Annotated in this window: 8 protein-coding genes; all 8 read right to left on the bottom strand. The window is 68.7% G+C overall.

Annotated elements, in window-relative coordinates; translation table 11 throughout:
• Nucleotides 1-31: 31 nt before the first annotated feature.
• The 8 genes from ACIRF9_RS02470 to ACIRF9_RS02435 all read right to left on the bottom strand — a co-directional run bounded on the left by ACIRF9_RS02470 (nt 32) and on the right by ACIRF9_RS02435 (nt 19416).
• Nucleotides 32-1570 carry an alkaline phosphatase D family protein gene (locus ACIRF9_RS02470; RefSeq protein ID WP_403815054.1) on the bottom strand — a complete coding sequence of 513 codons (1539 nt, stop codon included), beginning with the start codon at nt 1568-1570 and terminating at the stop codon, nt 32-34.
• 186 nt (nt 1571-1756) lie between these two features.
• The gene (gene obgE / locus ACIRF9_RS02465) at nt 1757-3193 is read right to left on the bottom strand and encodes a GTPase ObgE (RefSeq protein WP_403815052.1); all 1437 of its coding nucleotides are present in this window, start codon (nt 3191-3193) and stop codon (nt 1757-1759) included.
• Between the two features lie 134 nt (nt 3194-3327).
• Nucleotides 3328-3582 (bottom strand): 50S ribosomal protein L27, encoded by a 255-nt coding sequence (gene rpmA / locus ACIRF9_RS02460; protein ID WP_010041940.1) that lies wholly within the window; start codon nt 3580-3582, stop codon nt 3328-3330.
• Between the two features lie 13 nt (nt 3583-3595).
• Nucleotides 3596-3916 (bottom strand): 50S ribosomal protein L21, encoded by a 321-nt coding sequence (gene rplU / locus ACIRF9_RS02455; RefSeq protein WP_133911667.1) that lies wholly within the window; start codon nt 3914-3916, stop codon nt 3596-3598.
• Between the two features lie 222 nt (nt 3917-4138).
• Entirely contained in the window at nt 4139-4615 is a 477-nt protein-coding gene (locus ACIRF9_RS02450) for a hypothetical protein (protein ID WP_403815049.1), read from the bottom strand.
• 7 nt (nt 4616-4622) lie between these two features.
• Nucleotides 4623-11483, bottom strand: a complete 6861-nt coding sequence (locus tag ACIRF9_RS02445) for an RHS repeat-associated core domain-containing protein (protein WP_403815046.1) — start codon at nt 11481-11483, stop codon at nt 4623-4625.
• Nucleotides 11484-11579: 96 nt separating this feature from the next.
• The gene (locus ACIRF9_RS02440) at nt 11580-12521 is read right to left on the bottom strand and encodes a DUF3710 domain-containing protein (RefSeq protein ID WP_403815044.1); all 942 of its coding nucleotides are present in this window, start codon (nt 12519-12521) and stop codon (nt 11580-11582) included.
• Nucleotides 12511-19416, bottom strand: coding sequence for a polymorphic toxin-type HINT domain-containing protein (locus ACIRF9_RS02435; RefSeq protein ID WP_403815041.1), 6906 nt, complete (start codon nt 19414-19416; stop codon nt 12511-12513). Before ACIRF9_RS02435 ends, ACIRF9_RS02440 begins: the two co-directional genes overlap by 11 nt.
• Nucleotides 19417-19522 lie beyond the last annotated feature (106 nt).

Below are 19522 nucleotides of genomic sequence, written 5' to 3'. Positions count from 1 at the left end.
AGATGAGTCCAAGGCTCCGGTCACACAGTTTTCACACCTTGCGGACGCCCGGCTTGCCGTCCGTGACCCTGAACCTCGCCAGGGTGCGGGCGGTCGCCTTCGCCTCGAGGACGGTGTCCACCACCCGGACCTGGGCGTCGACGGCGTCCCGGCGGATGTCGAAGAGGTGGTAGCCGCGGTGGGCGTCGATCAGCTTCCAGTGCGGGTTGTCGGCCTTCAGCGGGTCCCACTGGGCGTGGAAGGCGGCCTGGTCCTGGTCGCCGTTGCTGGAGATCGACGTACCGACGAACTCGGCGCCGACGACCGCGGAGGAGGGGTCGGCGAAGTCCCGCTTCAGGTCACTGATCATGGTGAGGTGCCGGTCGCCGCTGAGCACCAGCGGGTTGCGCACGGACGCCAGCTCCCCGAGCAGCGCGCCTCGTTCCGCCTGGTAGCCGTCCCAGGCGTCGTAGTACCAGAGCTTGCCGGGGCCGGCCAGCAGATCGGTCTCGGCCATCATGATCTGTGAGGCGATGAGGTTCCATTGGGTGCCCGAGTTCCTCAGCCCGTCGATCAGCCACCGCTTCTGCTCGGCACCCAGCATGGTGAGCGCCGGGTCCTGGGCGCCCTCCTGGCTGACGGCCTGGTCGCTGCGGAACTGCCGGGTGTCCAGCACGTTGAGCCGGGCGAGGCGGCCGAACCTGAGGGCGCGGTACATCCGGATGTGCGGGCCGTTCGGGATCGCCGTGGCCCGGACCGGCATGTGCTCGTAGTACGCCTGGTAGGCCGCGGTCAGCCGGGCCGTGAACGCGTCGTGGGACTGCTTGTCGGGGTCCTGCGGGATCTCCCCGGCGAAGTCGTTGTCCACCTCGTGGTCGTCGAAGGTGACCACCCAGGGCGCGCGGGCGTGCATCCGCTTCAGGTCGGGGTCGCCGCGGTACTGGGCGTACCGGTTGCGGTACTGGGTGAGCGTGTACGGCTCACCGCTCCCCTCGTGCCGGCGTACGGCCGTCGCCGAGGGCCCCGACTCGTAGATGTAGTCGCCGACGAAGAGGACGACGTCCGGGTCCTGGGCCGCCATGTCGGCGTACGGCGTGAACCAGCCGTGCTGCCAGTTCTGGCAGGAGGCGAGCGCGAGGCGCAGTGAGCCGCCCGAGGCGAAGGGCTGGGGCGCGGTACGGGTGCGGCCGACCGGGGAGGTCCGGCCACCGGCGCGGAAGCGGTACCAGTAGTCGCGGCCCGGCTTCAGCCCTCGTACATCCACGTGAACGCTGTGCCCGTACTCGGGCCGGGCCGTCGCGGTGCCCCGGCGCACGGAGGAGGCGAACCGCGAGTCGGGCGAGATCTCCCACTGCACGCCGACGTTCTGCCGGGGCATCCCGCCGCCGTTCAGCGGGTCGGGGGCGAGGCGGGTCCACAGCACGACCCCGTCGGGCAGCGGGTCGCCGGAGGCCACGCCCAGGCTGAACACGTTCTCGGGCAGGGTGCTCGCGGCGGCGTGCGCGGTGGCGGGCAGCCACAGCTGGGCGGAGGCGGCGGCGCCGATCATGGCGGCACCGGTGGTGAGGAGACGGCGGCGGTCGGGGGACATGGGGGAACTCCCTTGCGTCGCTGGCGTCTTGACGCAAGGAAAGATGGCATGCGCAGCCAGTCGGCCTGCTGAACAGAGAGCCGCGCATACATGACAAGCAGAGAGACAGGAGAGGACCCGTTGCGCTCAGGGAACAGGCGGTGAAACCTGACCTTGCCGCAACGGGTCCAGAGGTCCCGGCAGGCGCTAGAAGGGCTCGAAGCCGTCGAACTCCTGTGCCGCCTCGTCGCGTTCGGCCTGGCGGTCGCGGCGGCGCTGGGTCGCGGGCCGCGGGGCGTCGAAGCGGTGGTCCTCGCCGCGCCGGCCCAGCATCTCCGCGCCGGCCATGACGGACGGCTCCCAGTCGAAGACGACGGCGTTGTCCTCGGGGCCGATGGCGACACCGTCACCGGACCGGGCGCCCGCCTTCATCAACTCCTCTTCCACACCGAGGCGGTTGAGCCGGTCGGCGAGGTAGCCGACGGCCTCGTCGTTGTTGAAGTCGGTCTGCCGCACCCAGCGTTCGGGCTTCTCGCCCCGCACCCGGAAGAGACCGTCCTCCTCCAGCGTGACGGTGAAGCCGGCGTCGTCCACGGCCTTGGGCCGGATGACGATCCGCGTCGCCTCCTCCTTGGGCTTGGCGGCACGCGCCTTGCCGACCAGCTCGGCCAGCGCGAACGACAGCTCCTTGAGCCCCATGTGCGCCACCGCGGACACCTCGAAGACGCGGTAGCCGCGCGCCTCCAGATCCGGCCGCACCATCTCGGCGAGGTCCTTGCCGTCCGGTACGTCGATCTTGTTCAGGACGACGATGCGGGGACGGTTGCCGAGCCCGCCGTACTGCCGCAGCTCCTCCTCGATGATGTCGAGGTCGGAGACGGGATCCCGGTCGGACTCCAAGGTCGCCGTGTCCAGGACGTGGACCAGCACACTGCACCGCTCCACGTGCCGCAGGAACTCCAGACCGAGCCCCCTGCCCTGGCTGGCGCCCGGGATGAGCCCCGGCACGTCGGCGATGGTGTAGACGGTGGAACCCGCGGTCACGACGCCGAGGTTCGGCACGAGCGTGGTGAACGGGTAGTCGGCGATCTTCGGCTTGGCGGCGGAGAGCACCGAGATGAGCGAGGACTTCCCGGCGCTCGGGTAGCCCACCAGGGCCACGTCCGCGACCGTCTTCAGCTCCAGTACGACGTCCCGCAGGTCCCCCGGCACACCGAGCAGCGCGAACCCGGGCGCCTTGCGACGGGCGGAGGCCAGGGCCGCGTTGCCGAGGCCGCCGCGGCCGCCCTGGGCGGCGACGAAGGAGGTGCCGTGGCCCACGAGGTCCGCCAGCACGTTCCCCGCCTTGTCGAGGACGACGGTCCCGTCCGGCACGGGCAGAACGAGATCCTGCCCGTCCTTCCCCGACCGGTTCCCGCCCTCGCCCGGCTTGCCGTTGGTGGCCTTGCGGTGCGGGGAGTGGTGGTACTCGAGAAGCGTGGTGATCGACTGGTCGACCGTGAGGATCACATCGCCGCCGCGTCCGCCGTTGCCCCCGTCGGGGCCGCCGAGCGGCTTGAACTTCTCACGGTGGACGGAGGCACAGCCGTGACCTCCGTTACCCGCGGCGACATGCAGTTCGACGCGGTCCACGAAGGTGGTCATGGTGGGTGCCTCCAGAGCAGTACGGGTATTACTTGGGTAACACGCGAAAGGCGGACCCGCCTTCCCGTACGGGAAGTGAGGTCCGCCTCGCGAAGCGTTCGGTCAAAGCCCTGATCAGAGGACGATCAGAGGACTCAGGCGACCGGGACGATGTTCACGACCTTGCGGCCACGGTGGGTGCCGAACTGCACCGAACCGGCCTGCAGCGCGAACAGCGTGTCGTCGCCACCGCGGCCGACACCGGCGCCCGGGTGGAAGTGGGTGCCACGCTGGCGGACCAGGATCTCACCCGCGTTGACGACCTGACCGCCGAAGCGCTTCACGCCGAGCCGCTGGGCATTGGAGTCGCGACCGTTCCGGGTGGACGATGCGCCCTTCTTGTGTGCCATGTCTCCTCAGTCCTTACTTCGCAGCCGCGGGGATCGCGGTGACCTTGATCGCCGTGTACTGCTGGCGGTGGCCCTGACGACGACGGTAGCCCGTCTTGTTCTTGTAGCGCAGAATGTCGATCTTCTGGCCCTTGTGGTGGTCCACGACCTCGGCCTGGACCTTGATGCCGGCCAGCACCCACGGGTCGCTGGTCACAGCGTCGCCGTCGACAACGAGCAGGGTCGAGAGCTCGACCGTGTCGCCAACCTGGGCGGTGGAAATCTTGTCAACCTCAACGATGTCGCCGACAGCAACCTTGTGCTGGCGACCACCGCTGCGCACGATGGCGTACACGCGGATCTCACTCTCTCGCTCGGAAACGGCACCCCCGCAGTCCAGCCGCCCGGGAACAGTCACGGACGGCCTCTCCCTGGCCACCGGCGGACCGGCATCCGGGAGGAAGAGGTTTACGGGGATGTGGCCTGCCACTCGACACGCCGACGGTCAAGGTTACGGGGCCCGGCTTGAGGGGTCAAACCGGGCCCCGGTGTCACACGGTGGGCGGATGGTGCCGGCCTAGCTGCGGCGCGACTCCGTGAGGAACCGCCGGATGCCTCTCAGGGGCGCCTCGACGGCGGGGCGATCCAGCGCCGCGCCCTCCAGGTGCACAAGAACACGCACCTCGTCGCGGTCGGGAAACGCCGCCGCGAACGCCGAGACACACGAGGCGAGAACGTCCTGGACGTAGTCCTCGATCTCGGCGTCATCGGGATCGGTGACCGCCCCGTCCAGCGCCCGGGGAGCCGCAGCCAGGATGACCGGCGGCGCGCCGTCCGTCAGGCGATTCGCCAGGACCTGCACCACCCCCCTGCGAGGCACTCCCCCGTAGCGCTCATGGGCAAGGGGGCCGTTCAGGATCGCGGCGTCGCAGTCCCATCCGGTTTCGGGCACCGAGCCCGTCCGGATGTCGACCCCGGGGATGCCCCCCAGTGCCGCCCGGCACGCCGCGACGACCTCCTCCGTCCCCGAGGCGATCACGTAGTCCGCCTTCACGACCGCATCACCCACAACTCATGCTGGGCATGATCTGGGGCCTGCTCAGCTTGGGGAGCACGTCGTCCGTCACAGCGACACCGCCATCCACGACGTCCGCCGTGTAGGCCATGCGGGCCGACTCGGGAAGGTCGGACAGGCTGACCTTGGTACGGGTCATCGTGTAGGACCCCTCCTTCTTGAACGCCTTGTACGCCCGGCGGGCGTACTCCGCCGCACCCCTTTCGGTGAAGGAGAAGTACTTCACGCCCTGGGTGCTCCTGAAGGCACGGCTCTTGTGGATGTCGTCGCGCTCCATGCCCTTGACCGCCCGCCAGAGGTAGATCTCGTCCGGCCCCAGGTCACCGCCGCGGTTGTGCACGAGGAGTGGTGACCGGCCCGCGACCACATAGTAGGTGTGGATGCCCGCGATGGTGAGGTCGTGCGTGCGCTGCCGCTCCTCGAAGTGACGTACACCCACGAGGTCGACCGAGGCTCCCTCGGGCGTGCGCAGGGTCATGCCCGGCTTCAGGTCACCGGCGTCGACCCACTCTCCCTCGGACTCCGCCCAGAAGGGATGGGTGGTGGTGGACACCAGTTTCGCCGAGGTACCGGCTTCCGTCGTGATGGTGAGGTCGACGAAGTGCTTGTCGTCCTCCGTGACGATGGTGCCGACGACCTCCCGGACCGTCGTCTCATCCGTCTCCGGGTCGGTCACGACGACCTCGTCACCGAGCTTGACGTCCTCGATGGGGCGGGTGGTGCCGTCAGCCAGGAGAACCTTCGTACCGGGCAGGAAACTGTGGTTCTCGATCTCGCACGTCTTGTTCTTCTTGAGGGCCTGCGCCGCCTTCTTCTTCGCGGCGGCCAGCTTCTCCCCTGCCTTGGACAGGCCGGCCCTCGCCTTGCCGAGTGCCTTGTTGGCCTTGAACAGATCCTTGACGCCGCCGATGAGGTCGCCGACCAGGCCGGTCACCCGCTTGGCGAGCTTGATGCCCTTGGCCCAGTTCCACGGGGCGCCGTACTTGGCGAGGATCTTGCCCGCCAGACCGCCCGCGAAGCTGCCGGCGATGTTGAGCAGCGTCTCGCCACAGGCGCCGACGTCACCGCTGGAGATGCAGTCCAGGGCCGCGTCCACACCGAGGATGTCCCGGGCGATCTTGACCAGGGCCTTGCCGGCGGACTTGAGGCGCTGCTTGGCCGCGGACTGCTGCCCCTCGGCCGCCGACACGTTCCGGGAGGCGTTGTCGTACTCCGACTGTGCTTTCTCCTCCTGGGTCTGGTGGATGACCGGCAGGCCGCCCCGGCACTCGATCAGTCCCTCCCGGCATTCCGGGATGATCATGCCGCTGGGGTCGGCGTGGGTGACCGGGGAGTTGTTCGCGTAGGCGTAGCCGTTGATCTGCTGAGGCTGGGTGTAGTCGATGACCGGGTCGACGGACACGAACTTGCCGATGGCCGCGTCGTACTCCCGTGCCCCCAGGCGGGTCAGGCCGGTCGAGGCGTCGATCGTGCCGCCGACGAAGCCCTTCTGACCGGGCCAGACACCGGTCTTCTCGCCCCGTTCGACGCCGAAGGGGTCGAAGCGCCGCTGGGACACTGCGCCCGTCGCGCTGTCGATGGCGAGCTCACCGGTCTCGTGGTGATCGGATGCGACGAAGGACAGCTTGCCGGCACTGCGGACCGCGACGGTCTGTTCGGCGAAGTCGTAGTAGCGCGTTGCCTCCTTCTTGGTGCCGTCGGCGGACAGCCGCAGCTCGGTTCCCGGCAGGTAGACGGTCGTGCCGGAGGGGTCCTTGCGCTGGATCCGGGCGCCGGTCGAGTCGTACAGGTAGCTCGTCTTCGAGCCGTTCGCCTCGGTGACGTCGGTCAGCGTCCCGGAATCGCTCCACGCCAGCGACTGGGCGTCGCCACCGATGATGCGCTTGGTGGTGCTGCCCGCGTCGTCGTACTCGTACGACGACTGCCGCTCGCCGGTCGGGGTCTTCTCGGTGATCTTGGTGACCTGGTGCGGTCCGTCGCCGAGGGCACCCGCCCCGCCGTACTCGTAATCGCGGGTGATGTTCTTCGCCGCGTTCAGGCCGGTGTCGTGGATGGTCTCCGCGGTCCGGTTGCCGAGGGCGTCGGTCTCGTACGACTTCCAGTACGGTGCGGGGCCGCCGAGCGCGCTCGTGCCGGCGGCGGAGTCACACGCCTGCGGGCCGGTCCCGTCCAGCGGTGCGACGGAGCCACGGGTGCCGGAGCCGGCCGCGCTCGTCGCCGTGGCCGCAGGAGTCCAGGCGTCCGCGAGCCGCTGCCGACTGTCGTAGGCGAAGCACTGCACATCCGGAGACGCGGCGTTCGCCGTGTCCGCGATGGACAGGACGTTGCCCGCCTGGTCGTAGGAGTAGTTCGCCTCCTTGGCCGGAGCGGTCGCGCCGTAGACGTCGACCACCGAGCGGGTCAGGCGGTCGGTGCCCTTCTCGTAGTCGAAGGTCTGCCAGACCTTCTTGCCGCTGCCCGCGTACAGCTCCAACTGCTGGAGGTTGCTGTCCTGGGAGTAGACGGTGTTGGTGACGTACGAGGAGGTGCCCGTCATCGTCTTGGGACGCTGAAGGTCGTCGTACGTGTACGTCAGCGCCTCCGCCGGCAGGTCGCCGATGGCCGGCAGCCCTGAGGACTGGAGGGTGCCGTCACGGTTGTACGCCGAGGTGAAGACGTACGTGCCGGCCAGTGATCCCTGCGAAGCGGGCACCTGGTAGGCGGTCTTCAAAGGACGGTAGAACTCGTCCAGGCTCTGGATGGCCACCGCAAAGTACTCGGTCGGGGAGACATAGCTCAGATGCCCGTAGGCCTGGCCCAGCCAACCCGCCTTGTCGTACTTCGTCTCAGTGAGCTTGGTTCCGGTGTCCGGGTCGCCCTGCCAGGTGGAGATGGCGCGACCGAGCTTGTCGTAGACCGTGGAGATCTTCTTGTTGCGTCCGTCGTACGTGACGATCGGACGGTCCAGTTCGTCGTACTCCGTGCTCGAGGTACCCGAGTCGGGGTCCACGCTCGTCCGCTGACGGCCCAGCTGGTCGTATCCGTACCGCCACACGTTGCCCTTGGCGTCGGTCACCGTCTCCAGCTGGCCGACCGCGGTGTACGTGTACGTGGTCGAGTCGTACGGCACTCCGGCGCCCGGAGAGGAGCCTCTGTAGTGCCGGATCTCGGAGACGTTCCCCTGCCCGTCGGTGATGGTCGTCGTGGGCACGCCGCCGACCGGCGGGTCCACATGGGTCAGTTCGCCGTCGTACCTGGTCGTGGTGCGCCACTGCTCGACGCCGGAGACCGCGAAGATCTCGGCCGTCGTACGGCCCAGGCCGTCGTACTCCAGCAGGCTCTGCGCGCCGACCTCGCCGTTGTGCACGAGCAGCAGCTCGTCCGAAGCCGCCCCGGCCGCGTTGTACGTCGAGTTGGTCTTCCTGAGGTTGCCCGTGCCGTCGTACCAGGTGTCCGCGACCATGCGGGTGCCGTCCGCGCCCTCGGTCTGGATCTGGCGGGCCCGCAGCATACTGTCGTAGAGCTGGTACTCGGCGCCGTAGGAGCCGTCGTTCTCGATCTTCTCGGTCTTGATCGAGGTGACCTTGTCCTTGCGGACGTTGTACGAGTACTTGATGCTCGGCGTCTGCGTCGAGGCCCGGTCCGCCAGCCACACGGAGGTAAGGCGGCCCAGCGCGTCGTAGGCGAGGTCGGTCCGCTTGCCGTTCGGGTCGGTCTGGCCCGACGACATGCCCCAGGCGGGGGCGTAGTCGGTGGTGGTTCCGTGACCGAGGGCGTTGGTGACCTTCGTCTTCGTCAGCAGACCGTTGGTCTCGGTGTAGACGGTCTTCGTCTCGTCCGTCGTCCCGACCTGCTTGGCGTCCTTCTGTGACAGGGGACGGCCGAAGTCGTCGTAGGTCGTGACGCCCGTGACCTGGTACGTCGCCGTGGTGCCGTTGTGTGCTGTCAGACGCTCGGTCCTGGTCGCGTCACCCTTGGTGGGCGCCGCGCCGAAGGCGCCGCCGTCGTAGGAGGTGCGCTCGTCCGCGATGACCTGGGTCTTGCGGTCGGGGGTCGTCGCGCACTTCACGGACACCGATTCGCTGCGCGCCGGCAGCGCCAGGATGTTCTTCGCCGTGTTGTCCGCGTACGTGGTGCGGGTGCAGGTGTCGTCCTTGGTGGTGGAGACATCGCCCTGGTCGTCGACCGTCAGGACGCGCCCGGTGCCGTTCGACGTGTCGTACGTCGTCGTGGACTTCGTCTCCAGCCAGGTCCCGTCGGACTTCAGGTTGAAGCCACGGCCGACCTGGTCGTGCACGATCACCGCGCGGGTGGTGCCCCAGCTCCTGGTCTGGGTGGCGGAGTAGTGCTTCCATGGGGTGCTGATCGACTTGGAGATCAGCTTGGCGCCGTCGTAGGTGGCGACCTCCAGCTGGTGGCCGGTGAACTCCTCGTCGTCCGTGTACGACGCACCCGTGGAGTCCTTGACCGACACCGAACGCGTGTTGCCGTCGGCGTCCTTGTCGCCGTTCATGCCCTGCAGGAACGTGTAGTCGACCCGGGTCTTCTGGACGTCCGCGGTGCCGCTGGTGACCTTGACCTTGCCGTAGCCCTGCCAGCCGCCCCAGGTGAGGTACTTGTCGTCGGTGATGCCGTCGGGCTTCGCCTTACGCCAGGCAGCGTCGCCCTGGTAGTCGTAGCGGGTCACCATCGAGTCGCTGCCACCGGTACGGTCGGTCTCGATGACCTCCGCGACCACGTACTTGTGGAACCAGTCCGTGATCGGGTCGATGTAGCCGGGCGGGGCCCACTTCACCGGGTAGCAGCGCTTCGTCGACTCCCCCGGCTTCGGCAGAGCGGCCTTGGCGCAGTCGGTGGCCGCGTAGTTGACGTCGAGCTGGGCGCCCGTCTCGCTCAGGACCATCGAGAGGCGGAAGCGGTAGAACGGGGCGATGTTGTCGCCGATCGCGTCGACGCGGTTCGCCAGCTGCTCACCGAAGAGGTCGACCGACGGAAGCTTGACCGCCGTGCCGGCGCGGCCCTCGTGCTCGATCTTCGACAGCCACAGCGTCTTGGAGTCGTCGCCGTTGTCCGTGAAGAGGTGGGTCAGCGTCCAGGCGTCCACGTCCTGGTAGGTCGTGGCGTCCTTGCGCATCTGCGTGACGACGGACGTCAGCCGCTTGGTGGTGAAGAACGTCGGCACGGGCGAGGTGCACTTCGTGCCGGACTTGCACTCCTGGTCGACCGGGACGTCCGGCCAGTAGGAGGCGTTCGCCTTGGTGCGCTTGCTCTCCGCGCAGTCGAAGTCGGCGGTGGTCAAGCAGCGCTCGGCGGTGTTGAACACGATCCGGGCCGGGGCCTTCGCCGCGTAGACCTGACCGTCGCGCTGACCGTAGTCGATGCGCTTGAGGTAGCCGCCGCGGTGGTACGCGGTGCCGTTGACGTCCGTCTTGCCGTTGAGCGCGTAGTAGTTCGTCTCACGGTCGTAGAAGTAGGACATCACGTTGCCGTGGGTGTCCTTGACGTAGTCCAGGCTCCAGCGCCACGCCTGCTGGCAGTACGCCGAGGTGAAGGTGGCGTTGTAGCAGGGCTCACCGGAGTCGTCGCCGAAGACCGGAGCGGTCCAGACGGAGTTGGTCTCCTCGTTGCCCGTCGCCCAGCCCGGGAGGCGGTTCTTGCCGAAGTAGTACTCGGTGCCGTCCGACGTGGTGATACGCCAGTACTCGCCGTCGTTGTCGCCGTTGGTGCCGTCGGTCAGCTTCTCGACCTTCGAGCCGTCGTCGGACGACATGTGCCACTCACCGGTGGTGTCGTCCTTGACCAGCTCACCGGAGCTGCCATTGAGCATGACCGTGGCGTTCTCGAACGCCCAGCACTGCTCGGCCGAGCCGTCGTGGCCGTCCTCCGAGCAGGGCTTGTAACGGCGCTCGATGTAACCCGGGTCGTAGGAGAAACCCTCACCGATCCAGGAACCCTGGTTGTTGGTGGCCGAGGTACGGCCGTCCGCCGACTGGGAGGAGTAGCCGAGACCCACCGTCGGGGTCAGACCACCCGGGGTCGGGACCGAGCGGAAGGGGTAGTTCCAGTTGAACGCGCCGGAGGAAGTGGCGACGCTCCAGCTGGCCGACGGGGCGAGCGCCGTGGCCTTGTAAGTACCCTGCGCGCTCGACGGGCCGGCCGCGACCGCGACAAGGGAGGTCGCCTCGGCCGCCATCGTCGAGACACCCTCGGCGGAGGCGGGAGCCGCCGTCACATCCGCCGAAACCGTGCCCGTCTTCATGTCGTTGACCGTCGGCAGCACCTTCGGCTGCTCCGGGCACTCCTTGCTGCCCGGCGTGCCAAAAGCGGCACACGCGGGGAGCTGGACCAGCTGAAGCCGCGAGCCGTAGGAACCGCCGAAGCCCTCCGCGAACTCCGAATAGTCCACCGTCAGACGGACCTTGCCCGCCTGCGCGGAACCGTCCGCCCGCTCCACACCCAGCAGCACATCGGCACCGAGCTTGTCGGCACGCTTCGGATCGAGGACGTCGACCCGGACCTCGCCGGCCGCCTGCGCCGCCTTGACCTTGGCCTTCGCCTTGGTCACCATCACCGGCAGACCGCCCGCCTCAGCGGTGGCGCCGACCTTCAGCTCGGCGCCACCCTGCTTCGGCCACACCGCCTTGTCCAAGCCCTTGACCGCCGCCTTGCGCGCCGGATCCGAGGGACGGGACTTGGACTTCGCGTCCGACCCCTTGGCGGGATCACCGTCGTCCTGGACGCCAGGGCGGCTGGTGCGGCCCCGGTCGTCCCCGGTGAGCGGCACCGCCTGGACCGTGGACGCCGAGAGCGCCAGGGCCAGGCTCAGCACCGTCGTGCCGAGAATGCGTCTGGGTATTCGTCGGCTCAACGGCCGACTCTTCCGATACATCAATGATCTCCGTTTGTGGACAGGAAATACTTGCCGCGGCGCATGGCTTGCGCCGCGGCAACAAGAGAGAAGAGGTCAGGGGATGCGGAGCGGAATGGTGTCCCTCTCCACGGAACGGGATTCCGCGGGGCCGGAGAATTCCGGGACCACGACGGTGTTCCCGAAGAATTCGTACGGCCAGTCGTCGGTGCTGTCCGGCGCGGCTCCCGCGCCGGTGACGACTCCGCGCAGCAGCCAGCCGGGGCCGTCGAAGCCGAGGAACCGCGAGTGCATGGTGGCGGGGGTGCCGTCGCGGCGCACGACGGGCACGTCGGCCCGCAGTTCGACTCCGGCGGGGCCCGCCCATTCCCGTACCGACGCGCCGTCCCTGCTCAGCTTCGCGAGCAGGTCGGCGCGCACGGTGTCCCAGGAGCGGCTTGGGGTCCGGTGGTAGGCCTGGAGCTGGAGCGCGGTCCGGCCGTGGACGACGGTGACGGCGAGGACGCCGTCGGCGCCGCTCCTGTCGCCGACGAACTTGAGCTCGATGTCCGGCCGGTCGGGAACGCGCAGGCCGCCCAGGTCGGTGTACTCCCCTTCCGGGACGCCGGGCGAGCCGGCGTCCCAGGGACCGGAGGCGGGGCCCCGCAGTGCCGCGCGGACAGCCTCCTCCGCGAAGCCCAGCAACTCGTCGACTTCGGCTTGGGTGTAGCCCTCGGCCTCGATCACGGCCCCCAGCAGGGTCAGCACGGCGCTCGGCGCGAGGGCGCCCCGCTGGTCGGCGTGCCGGAGCGCGGCGACGTCCCCCAGCAGACCGGTGATCACGGATACGGCCTCCTCGTGTCCGAGGTCCGTGGCGATGCGCTCGGGTGAATGGCCCTCGGTCCTGCGGTCGTTCAGCTCCAGTTGCAGGGCCGTGAGGAGGACCCGGCCAGGGGTCAGCCGGTCCCATACGCCGAATTCCGCCGCCGACTCGCTTTCCGGCGCGATGAACCCGTCGCGCCGGAACTGAGCGAGAATTTCCCTTGCTTTAAGGCGCACCGCGGCCCCTCTTCCATTTCTTGACAGCCTGCCCGATCCTCGCGATCACGAGTGCCGTGGCGATGGTGGCCTCGACTATCCCAGGGGCCGCTCCGGCCTGATGGGTGAAGGGCTTCAGGATTTTCCCGGCGTTGGTCGAGGCGCCGGAGAGGGCACTCTGCCGCTGCTTGGCCGCGTCACCGACGGACTCGGAGGCACGGCGCGTCTCGCCCTCGGCCTCCTTGCGCTTGACGGGCTTGTAGTCGGCGTCGTTCGGGTCGTAGAGGTCGGGAACGGAACTCGGGTCGGAGTCACCGTGGTCGGAGCGCTCGGGGTCGCCGCTGCTGCGGCTGCCGCCGCTCCCGCCGCCGGTGCCGCAGTTGTGTACGAGGAGTGGTTCCTCGTCCGCCAGCACGTAGTAGGTGTGGATGTCCTCGACGGTGAGGTCGTGGGTGCGCTGCCGCCGCTCGAAGGGGCTGACCGCCTCGACCGTGGCGAGGCCGCCGTCCGCGGTGAGCAGCCGCATGCCGGGTTCGAGCTCGCCGGCCTCGATCCAGGCCCGCTCCGACTCCACCCAGAAGGGGTGGGTCGTGGTGGAGACCAGGCCGGACGGCTCACCGGACTCGCCTCGCACCGTGAGGTCGACGAAGTGCTTGTCGTCCTCGGTGACGATGGTGCCGACGACCTGACGGGCCGTCGTCTCACCCGTCTCCGGGTCGGTCACCAGCACCGCGTCGCCGAGTTCCACCTCCTCGATGGGCTTGCTGCCGCCGTCGGCGAGAGCGACCTTCGTCCCCGGCAGGAAGCTGTGGTTGGGCAGGGCGTTGGTCGGGCAGGTTCCCGAATCCTCCTTCTTGCCCTTCTTGATCACTGCCTTGAGCTTGGCCCGTGCCGAGGAGAGCGCGTCCTTCGCCTTACCGAGCGCCTTGTTGGCCTTGAGCAGGTCCTTGACCCCGCCGACGAGGTCGCCGACCAGGCCGACCACGCGTTTGGCGAGCTTGGCGCCCTTGGCCCAGTTCCAGGGGGCTCCGTACTTCGCGAGGATCTTGCCCGCGATGCCTCCGGCGAAGCTGCCCGCGACGTTCAGCAGCGTCTCGCCGCACGCGCCCAGGTCACCGCTGGAGATGCAGTCCAGGGCCGCGTCCACACCGAGGATGTCCCGGACGATCTTGACCAGCGCCTTGCCGGCCTGCTTGATCCGCTGTTTGGAGGCGGATTGCTGGCTCCGGGCGTTCGAGACCGACTGCTCGGCCTCGTACTCCTCGGCCTCGGCCGCGTCCTTCTCCGGGTTCTTCGGCTTGTACGGGCCGTACGTGCCGTTGTCACCGGAGCAGTAGGCGTGCGGATAGCAACTCTCCAGGCCGGACGGATCACTGAACGTGATCGGAGAGTTGTCCGCGTAGGCGTAGCCGTTGATCTGCTGCGGTCGTGTGTAGTCGATGAGCGGGTCGACGGAGATGAACTTCCCGATGACGGAGTCGTATTCACGCGCCCCGAGATGGGTCAGACCGGTCGAGGCGTCGATGGTGCCGCCGACGTAGCCCTTCTCCCCCGGCCAGTTGCCGCTCGACTGGCCGCGGTCGACACCGTACGGGTCGAAGCGCCGCTGCGAGAGCGCGCCGGTCACCGCGTCGATCGCCAGTTCGCCCGTCCCGTGGTGGTCCGCGGCCAGGAAGGACAGCTTGCCGTCGCTGGTCCGCACCGCCACGGTCTGGTCGAGGTAGGTGTAGTACCGGGTCGCCGACACCTGTGAACCACCCGTGGGCAGGTGCAGTTCCATGCCCGGCAGATAGACGGTGGTGCCCGACGGGTCCTTGCGCTGGACCCGCTCGCCCTCGGCGTCGTAGAGGTAGCTGGTCTCCGCCCCGCCGGCCTCGGTCGCCTTGGTGAGCTTGCCGGAGTCGTCCCAGGTCAGGGTCTGGGCGTTGCCTCCGATGGTGCGCTTGGTGGTGTTGCCCGAGTCGTCGTACTCGTAGGACGACTGCCGGTCACCGGTCGGGGTGTTCTCCACGATCTTCGTGACCTGGTGCGGACCGTCACCTGCGGTACCCGCCCCGCCGTAGGTGTAGGTGCGGGCGATGTCCTTCGACGCCACCAGCCCCGTGTCGTGCACGGTCTCGCCGGTGCGGTTGCCGATGGCGTCGACGGTGTACGACTTCCAGTACGGAGCCGGACCCCCCAGCGGGTTCGCTCCTGGTGCCGCCTCGCACGCCTTCGGGCCGGAGCCGTCGACCGGGGCCGTCGTGCCCAGGGTCCCGTTGCCCGCGGCATCGGCCGCCGTGGAGGCCGGTGTCCAGGCGTCCGCGAGCCGCTGCCGGTTGTCGTAGGCGAAGCACTGGACGTCCGGGGAGGAGGCGCCCGCCGTGTCGGAGATCGACAGCACGTTTCCGGCCTGGTCGTAGGAGTAGTTCGACTCCTTCGCCGGGGCGGTCGCTCCGTAGACGTCGACGACCGAACGTGCCAGCCGGTCGGTGCCCGTCTCGTAGTCGTAGGTCTGCCAGACCTTCTTCCCCGACCCCGCGTACAGCTCCAACTGCTGGAGGTTTCCGTGCGTGGAGTAGCGGGTGTCGGTGACGTACGAGGTGGTGCCCGTCATGGTCGTCGGGCGCTGCAATTCGTCGTACCCGAAGGTGACGGCCTCCGCCGGCAGTCCGCCCGCCGCCGGGATTCCTCCGGACTGGGCGGTTCCGTCGCGGTTGTAGGCACTGGTGAAGACGTAGGTGCCGGCCAGCGCACCCTGGGAGGCGGGCACCGAGTAGGCCGTCTTCAGCGGACGGTAGAACTCGTCCGTCGACTGCACGACCGTCGCGAAGTACTCGGTCGGCGAGACGTAGCTCAGCTGCGCGTACGCCTCGCCGAGCGTGCCCGCCCTGTCGTACCGGGTCTCGGTCAGCTTGGTACCCGTGTCGGCGTCGCCCTGCCAGGTCGAGACGACCCGGCCGAGCTTGTCGTAGGCCGTCGACAGCTTCTTGCCCCTGCCGTCCGTGGAGGAGACGGGGAGGTCGCGGGCGTCGTAGGTCACGGACGAGGTGCCGGCGTCCGGGTCCACCGACTTGGTGTTGCGGCCCAGCTGGTCGTACTCGTAGCGCCAGACGTTGTTCTTCGCGTCGACGACCGTCTGGAGCTTGCCGGACGGGGTGTAGGTGTACTTGGTGACGTCGTAGCCGGACAGCGGGCTCGGGGAGGAGCCCCGGTAGTGCCAGATCTCGCTGGTACGGCCCGCGGAGTCGCGCACCGTCGTCGTCGGGACACCGCCGACGGGCGGGTCGATGTGGGTGCGCTCGCCGTCGTACGTGGTCGTGGTGCGCCACTGCTCGACGCCCGCGACGGCGAAGATGCTCGCCGTCGTCCGGCCCAGTCCGTCGTACTCGAAGAGCGACTGCGTGGCCACTTCGCCGTTGTGGACCAGCAGCAGCTCGTCGGACGGGGCGCCCGCCGCGTTGTAGGTCTCGTTGGCCTTCCTGACCTTCCCGGTGCCGTCGTAGAACGTGTCGGCGACCATGCGGGTGCCGTCCGGCCCCTCGGTCTGGATCTGACGGGCTCTGAGCAGCCCGTCGTAGAGCTGGTACTCGCTGCCGTAGGAGCCGTCGTTCTCGATCTTCTCGGTCTTGATCGCGACGACCTTGTCCTTGCGGACGTTGTACGAGTACTTGATGCTCGGCGTCTGCGAGGCCTTCACCCGGTCCGGGAGCCACACCGAGGTGAGGCGGCCGAGGCCGTCGTAGGCGAGGTCGGTGCGCTTGCCGTTCGGGTCGGTCTGGCCTGCCGACATGCCCCAGGCGGGCGCGTAGTCGGTCGTCGTGGCGTGCCCGAGCGCGTTGGTGAACGTCGTCTTGGAGATCAGCCCGTTGGCGTCCGTGTACGAGGTCTTCGTCAGGGCGCCGGAGGCGTCCGTCTGGGACAGCGGGCGGCCGAAGGAGTCATAGGTCGTGGTGCCGGTGACCTGGTACGTGGCCGTCGTGCCGTTGTGCGCGGTCAGCCGCTCCGTCTGGGTCGCGTCACCCTTCGTCGGCGCGGCGCCGAGGGCACCGCTGTCGTAGGAGGTGCGTTCGTCCGCGAGGACCTGGGTCTTGCGGTCGGGTGTCGTCGCGCACTTCACGGACACCGACTCACTGCGCGAGGGCAGGGAGAGGATGTTCTGCGCGGTGTTGTCGGCGTACCAGAAGCGGGTGCAGGTGTCGTCCGCGGTGGTGGACACATCGCCCAGGTCCTCGACCTCGGTGACCCGGCCGGTGCCGTTCGAGGTGTCGTACTTCGTCGTCGACCTGGTCTCGCGCCAGGTGCCCGAGGCGAGCGGGCTGAAGCCGCGGCTGGTCTCCGTGTTGACGACGGCCGCCCGATTGGTGCCCCAGCTCTTGGTCTGTGTGGCGGTGTAGGCCTTCCACGGGGTGTTGATCACCTTGGAGGCGAGCTTGCTTCCGTCGTACGCCATCGCTTCGAGTTCGAAGCCGGTGAACTCCTTGGCGTCCGTGTACTCGGTGCCGGTGGAGTCGGAGACCTTCACCGAACGGGTACCGCCGGAGGAGGTCTTGTCCCCGTTCATGCCCTGGAGGTACGTGTAGTCGATCCGGCTGGTCTGACGGTCGGCGCTGCCGCTCGTGACGGTGACCTTGCCGTAGCCCTGCCAGCCGCCCCAGGTCAGGTACTTGTCCTCGGTGATGCCGTCGGGTTCCGCCTTACGCCAGGCCGCGTCGCCCTGGTACGAGTAGCGGGTGACGAGCTGGTCGCTGCCGCCGGTGCGGTCGGTCTCGACGACCTCGGCGACCACGTACTTGTGGAACCAGTCCGTGATCGGGTCGATGTAGCCCGGGGGCGACCACTTCACGGGGTAGCAGCGCTTGGTGGATTCACCCGGCGTCGGCAGGGCGTCCTTGGTGCAGTTCGTCGCCGCGTAGTTGACGTCGAGCTGGGCGCCCGTCTCGCTCAGGACGGTGGACAGGCGGAAGCGGTGGAACGGTGCGATGTTGTCCCCGATCGCGTCCACCCGGTTCGCCAGCTGCTCACCGTACAGCTCCAGCGTGGGCAGTTTCGCCGCCGTACCGACCCGGCCCTCGTGGTCGATCTTCGACAGCCACAGCGTCTTGGAATCGTCGCCGTTGTCGGTGAACAGATGGGTGAAGGTCCAGGCGTCCACGTCCTGGTACGTGGTCGCGTCCTTGCGCATCTGGGTGACGATCGAGGTCAGCCGCTTCGTCGTCCAGAAGGTCTGGCCGACGGTGCACTTGGTGTCGGCCTTGCACTCCTGGTCGACCGGGACGTCCGGCCAGTGGGAGGCGTTGGCCGTGGTGCGCTTGGACTCCGCGCAGTCGAAGTCGGCGGTGGGCAGGCAGCGCTCGGCGGTGTTGAACACGATCCGCGCCGGCGCCTTGGCGGCGTACACCTGTCCGTCGCGCTGGCCGTAGTCGACGCGCTTGAGCCAGCCGCCGCGGTGGTACGCCGTGCCGTTGACGTCCGTCTTGCCGTTCAGCGCGTAGTGGTTCGTCTCCCGCGCGTAGTAGTACGACATGACGTTGCCGTGGGTGTCCTTGACGTAGTCGAGGGACCACCGCCAGGCCTGCTTGCAGTGCGCGCTGGTGAACGTCGCGTTGTAGCAGGGCTCACCGGAGTCGTCACCGAAGACCGGAACCGTCCACGTCGAGTCGGTCTCCTCGTTACCGGTCGCCCAGCCCGGCAGCCGGTTCAGACCGAAGTAGTACTCGGTGCCGTCGGTGGTCGTGACCCGCCAGTGCTCACCGTCGTTGTCGCCGTTCGTGGCGCCGGTCAGCTGCTCGACCTTCGTACCGTCGTCGTTGGCGAGGTGCCACTTGCCGGTCGTGTCGTCCTTGATCAGCTCCGTCGAGGAGCCATTGAGGAGAATCGTGGCGTTGTCGTACGCCCAGCACTGCTCGGCGGACCCGGAGTGACCGTCGTCGGAGCAGGCCTTGTAACGGCGCTCGATGTAGCCGGGGTCGTAGGAGAAGCCCTCACCGACCCACGAGCCCTGGTTGTTCGTCGCCGCGGTGCGGCCGTCCGCCGACTGCGACGAGTAGCCGAGGCCCACGGTCGGGGTCAGACCGCCCGGGGTCGGGACCGTCCGCATCGGGTAGTTCCAGGAGAAGCCGCCGGAGGAGTTCGAGACGTTCCAGCCGGCCGACGGGGCCAGGGCCGTGGCCTTGTAGGTGCCCTGCGCGCCGGAGGGGCCGGCCGCGACCGCGACCAGGGAGGTCGCGTCCGTCGCCATGGTGGAAACACCTTCGGCCGAAGCCGGAGCCGCCGTCACGTCGGCGGAGACCGTGCCCGCCTTCACGTCGTTGACCGTCGGCAGCACCTTCGGTTGCTCCGGGCACGCCTTGCTGCCGGGCACAGCCATGACGGCACACGCGGGGAGCTGGACCAGCTGAAGCCGCGAGCCGTAGGAACCGCCGAAGCCCTCCGCGAACCCCGAATAGTCCACCGTCAGACGGACCTTGCCCGCCTGCGCGGAACCGTCCGCCCGCTCCACACCCAGCAGCACATCGGCACCGAGCTTGTCGGCACGCTTCGGATCGAGGACGTCGACCCGGACGCTGTCCGCGGCCTGCGCCGCCTTGACCTTGCCCTTCGCCTTGCCGACCTTCATCGGCAGACCGCCGGCCTGCGCGGTGGCGCCCGTCTTCAGCTCGGCGCCGCCCTGCTTCGGCCACACCGCCTTGTCCAAGCCCTTGACCGCCGCCTTGCGCGCCGGATCCGAAGGGCGGGACTTCGCTTTCGCATCAGACCCCTCGACGGGATCCCAGTCGTCCTGGACGCCGGGGCGGCTGGTACGGCCCCGGTCACCGTCGTCGAGCGCCACTGCCTGGACCGACGACGCGGACAGCGCGAGCGTGAGCCCGAGCACTGTCGCGGCGAACGCCGGTCCGGGTATGCGGCGGCCTGGTGAGCGACCACGAAGGAACATTCGGCAACTTCCTGATCGTAGGGAAACAGCGCGAAAGAAGAGGAAAGGGAAAGGCGTGGGACAGGTGTACCGCGGAACGCGGAAAGCCCGCCGCGTCCCCTGCACA

The organism is Streptomyces sp. NPDC096132 (assembly GCF_044763345.1).
Taxonomy (GTDB): domain Bacteria; phylum Actinomycetota; class Actinomycetes; order Streptomycetales; family Streptomycetaceae; genus Streptomyces.
This window is presented reverse-complemented; position numbering and strand designations above follow the sequence as displayed.

Coding starts and splice junctions, on each gene's coding strand:
- ACIRF9_RS02470 (WP_403815054.1), bottom strand. CDS start 1,570: ATGTCCCCCGACCGCCGCCGTCTCCTCACCACCGGTGCCGCCATGATC.
- obgE (WP_403815052.1), bottom strand. CDS start 3,193: ATGACCACCTTCGTGGACCGCGTCGAACTGCATGTCGCCGCGGGTAAC.
- rpmA (WP_010041940.1), bottom strand. CDS start 3,582: ATGGCACACAAGAAGGGCGCATCGTCCACCCGGAACGGTCGCGACTCC.
- ACIRF9_RS02435 (WP_403815041.1), bottom strand. CDS start 19,416: ATGTTCCTTCGTGGTCGCTCACCAGGCCGCCGCATACCCGGACCGGCG.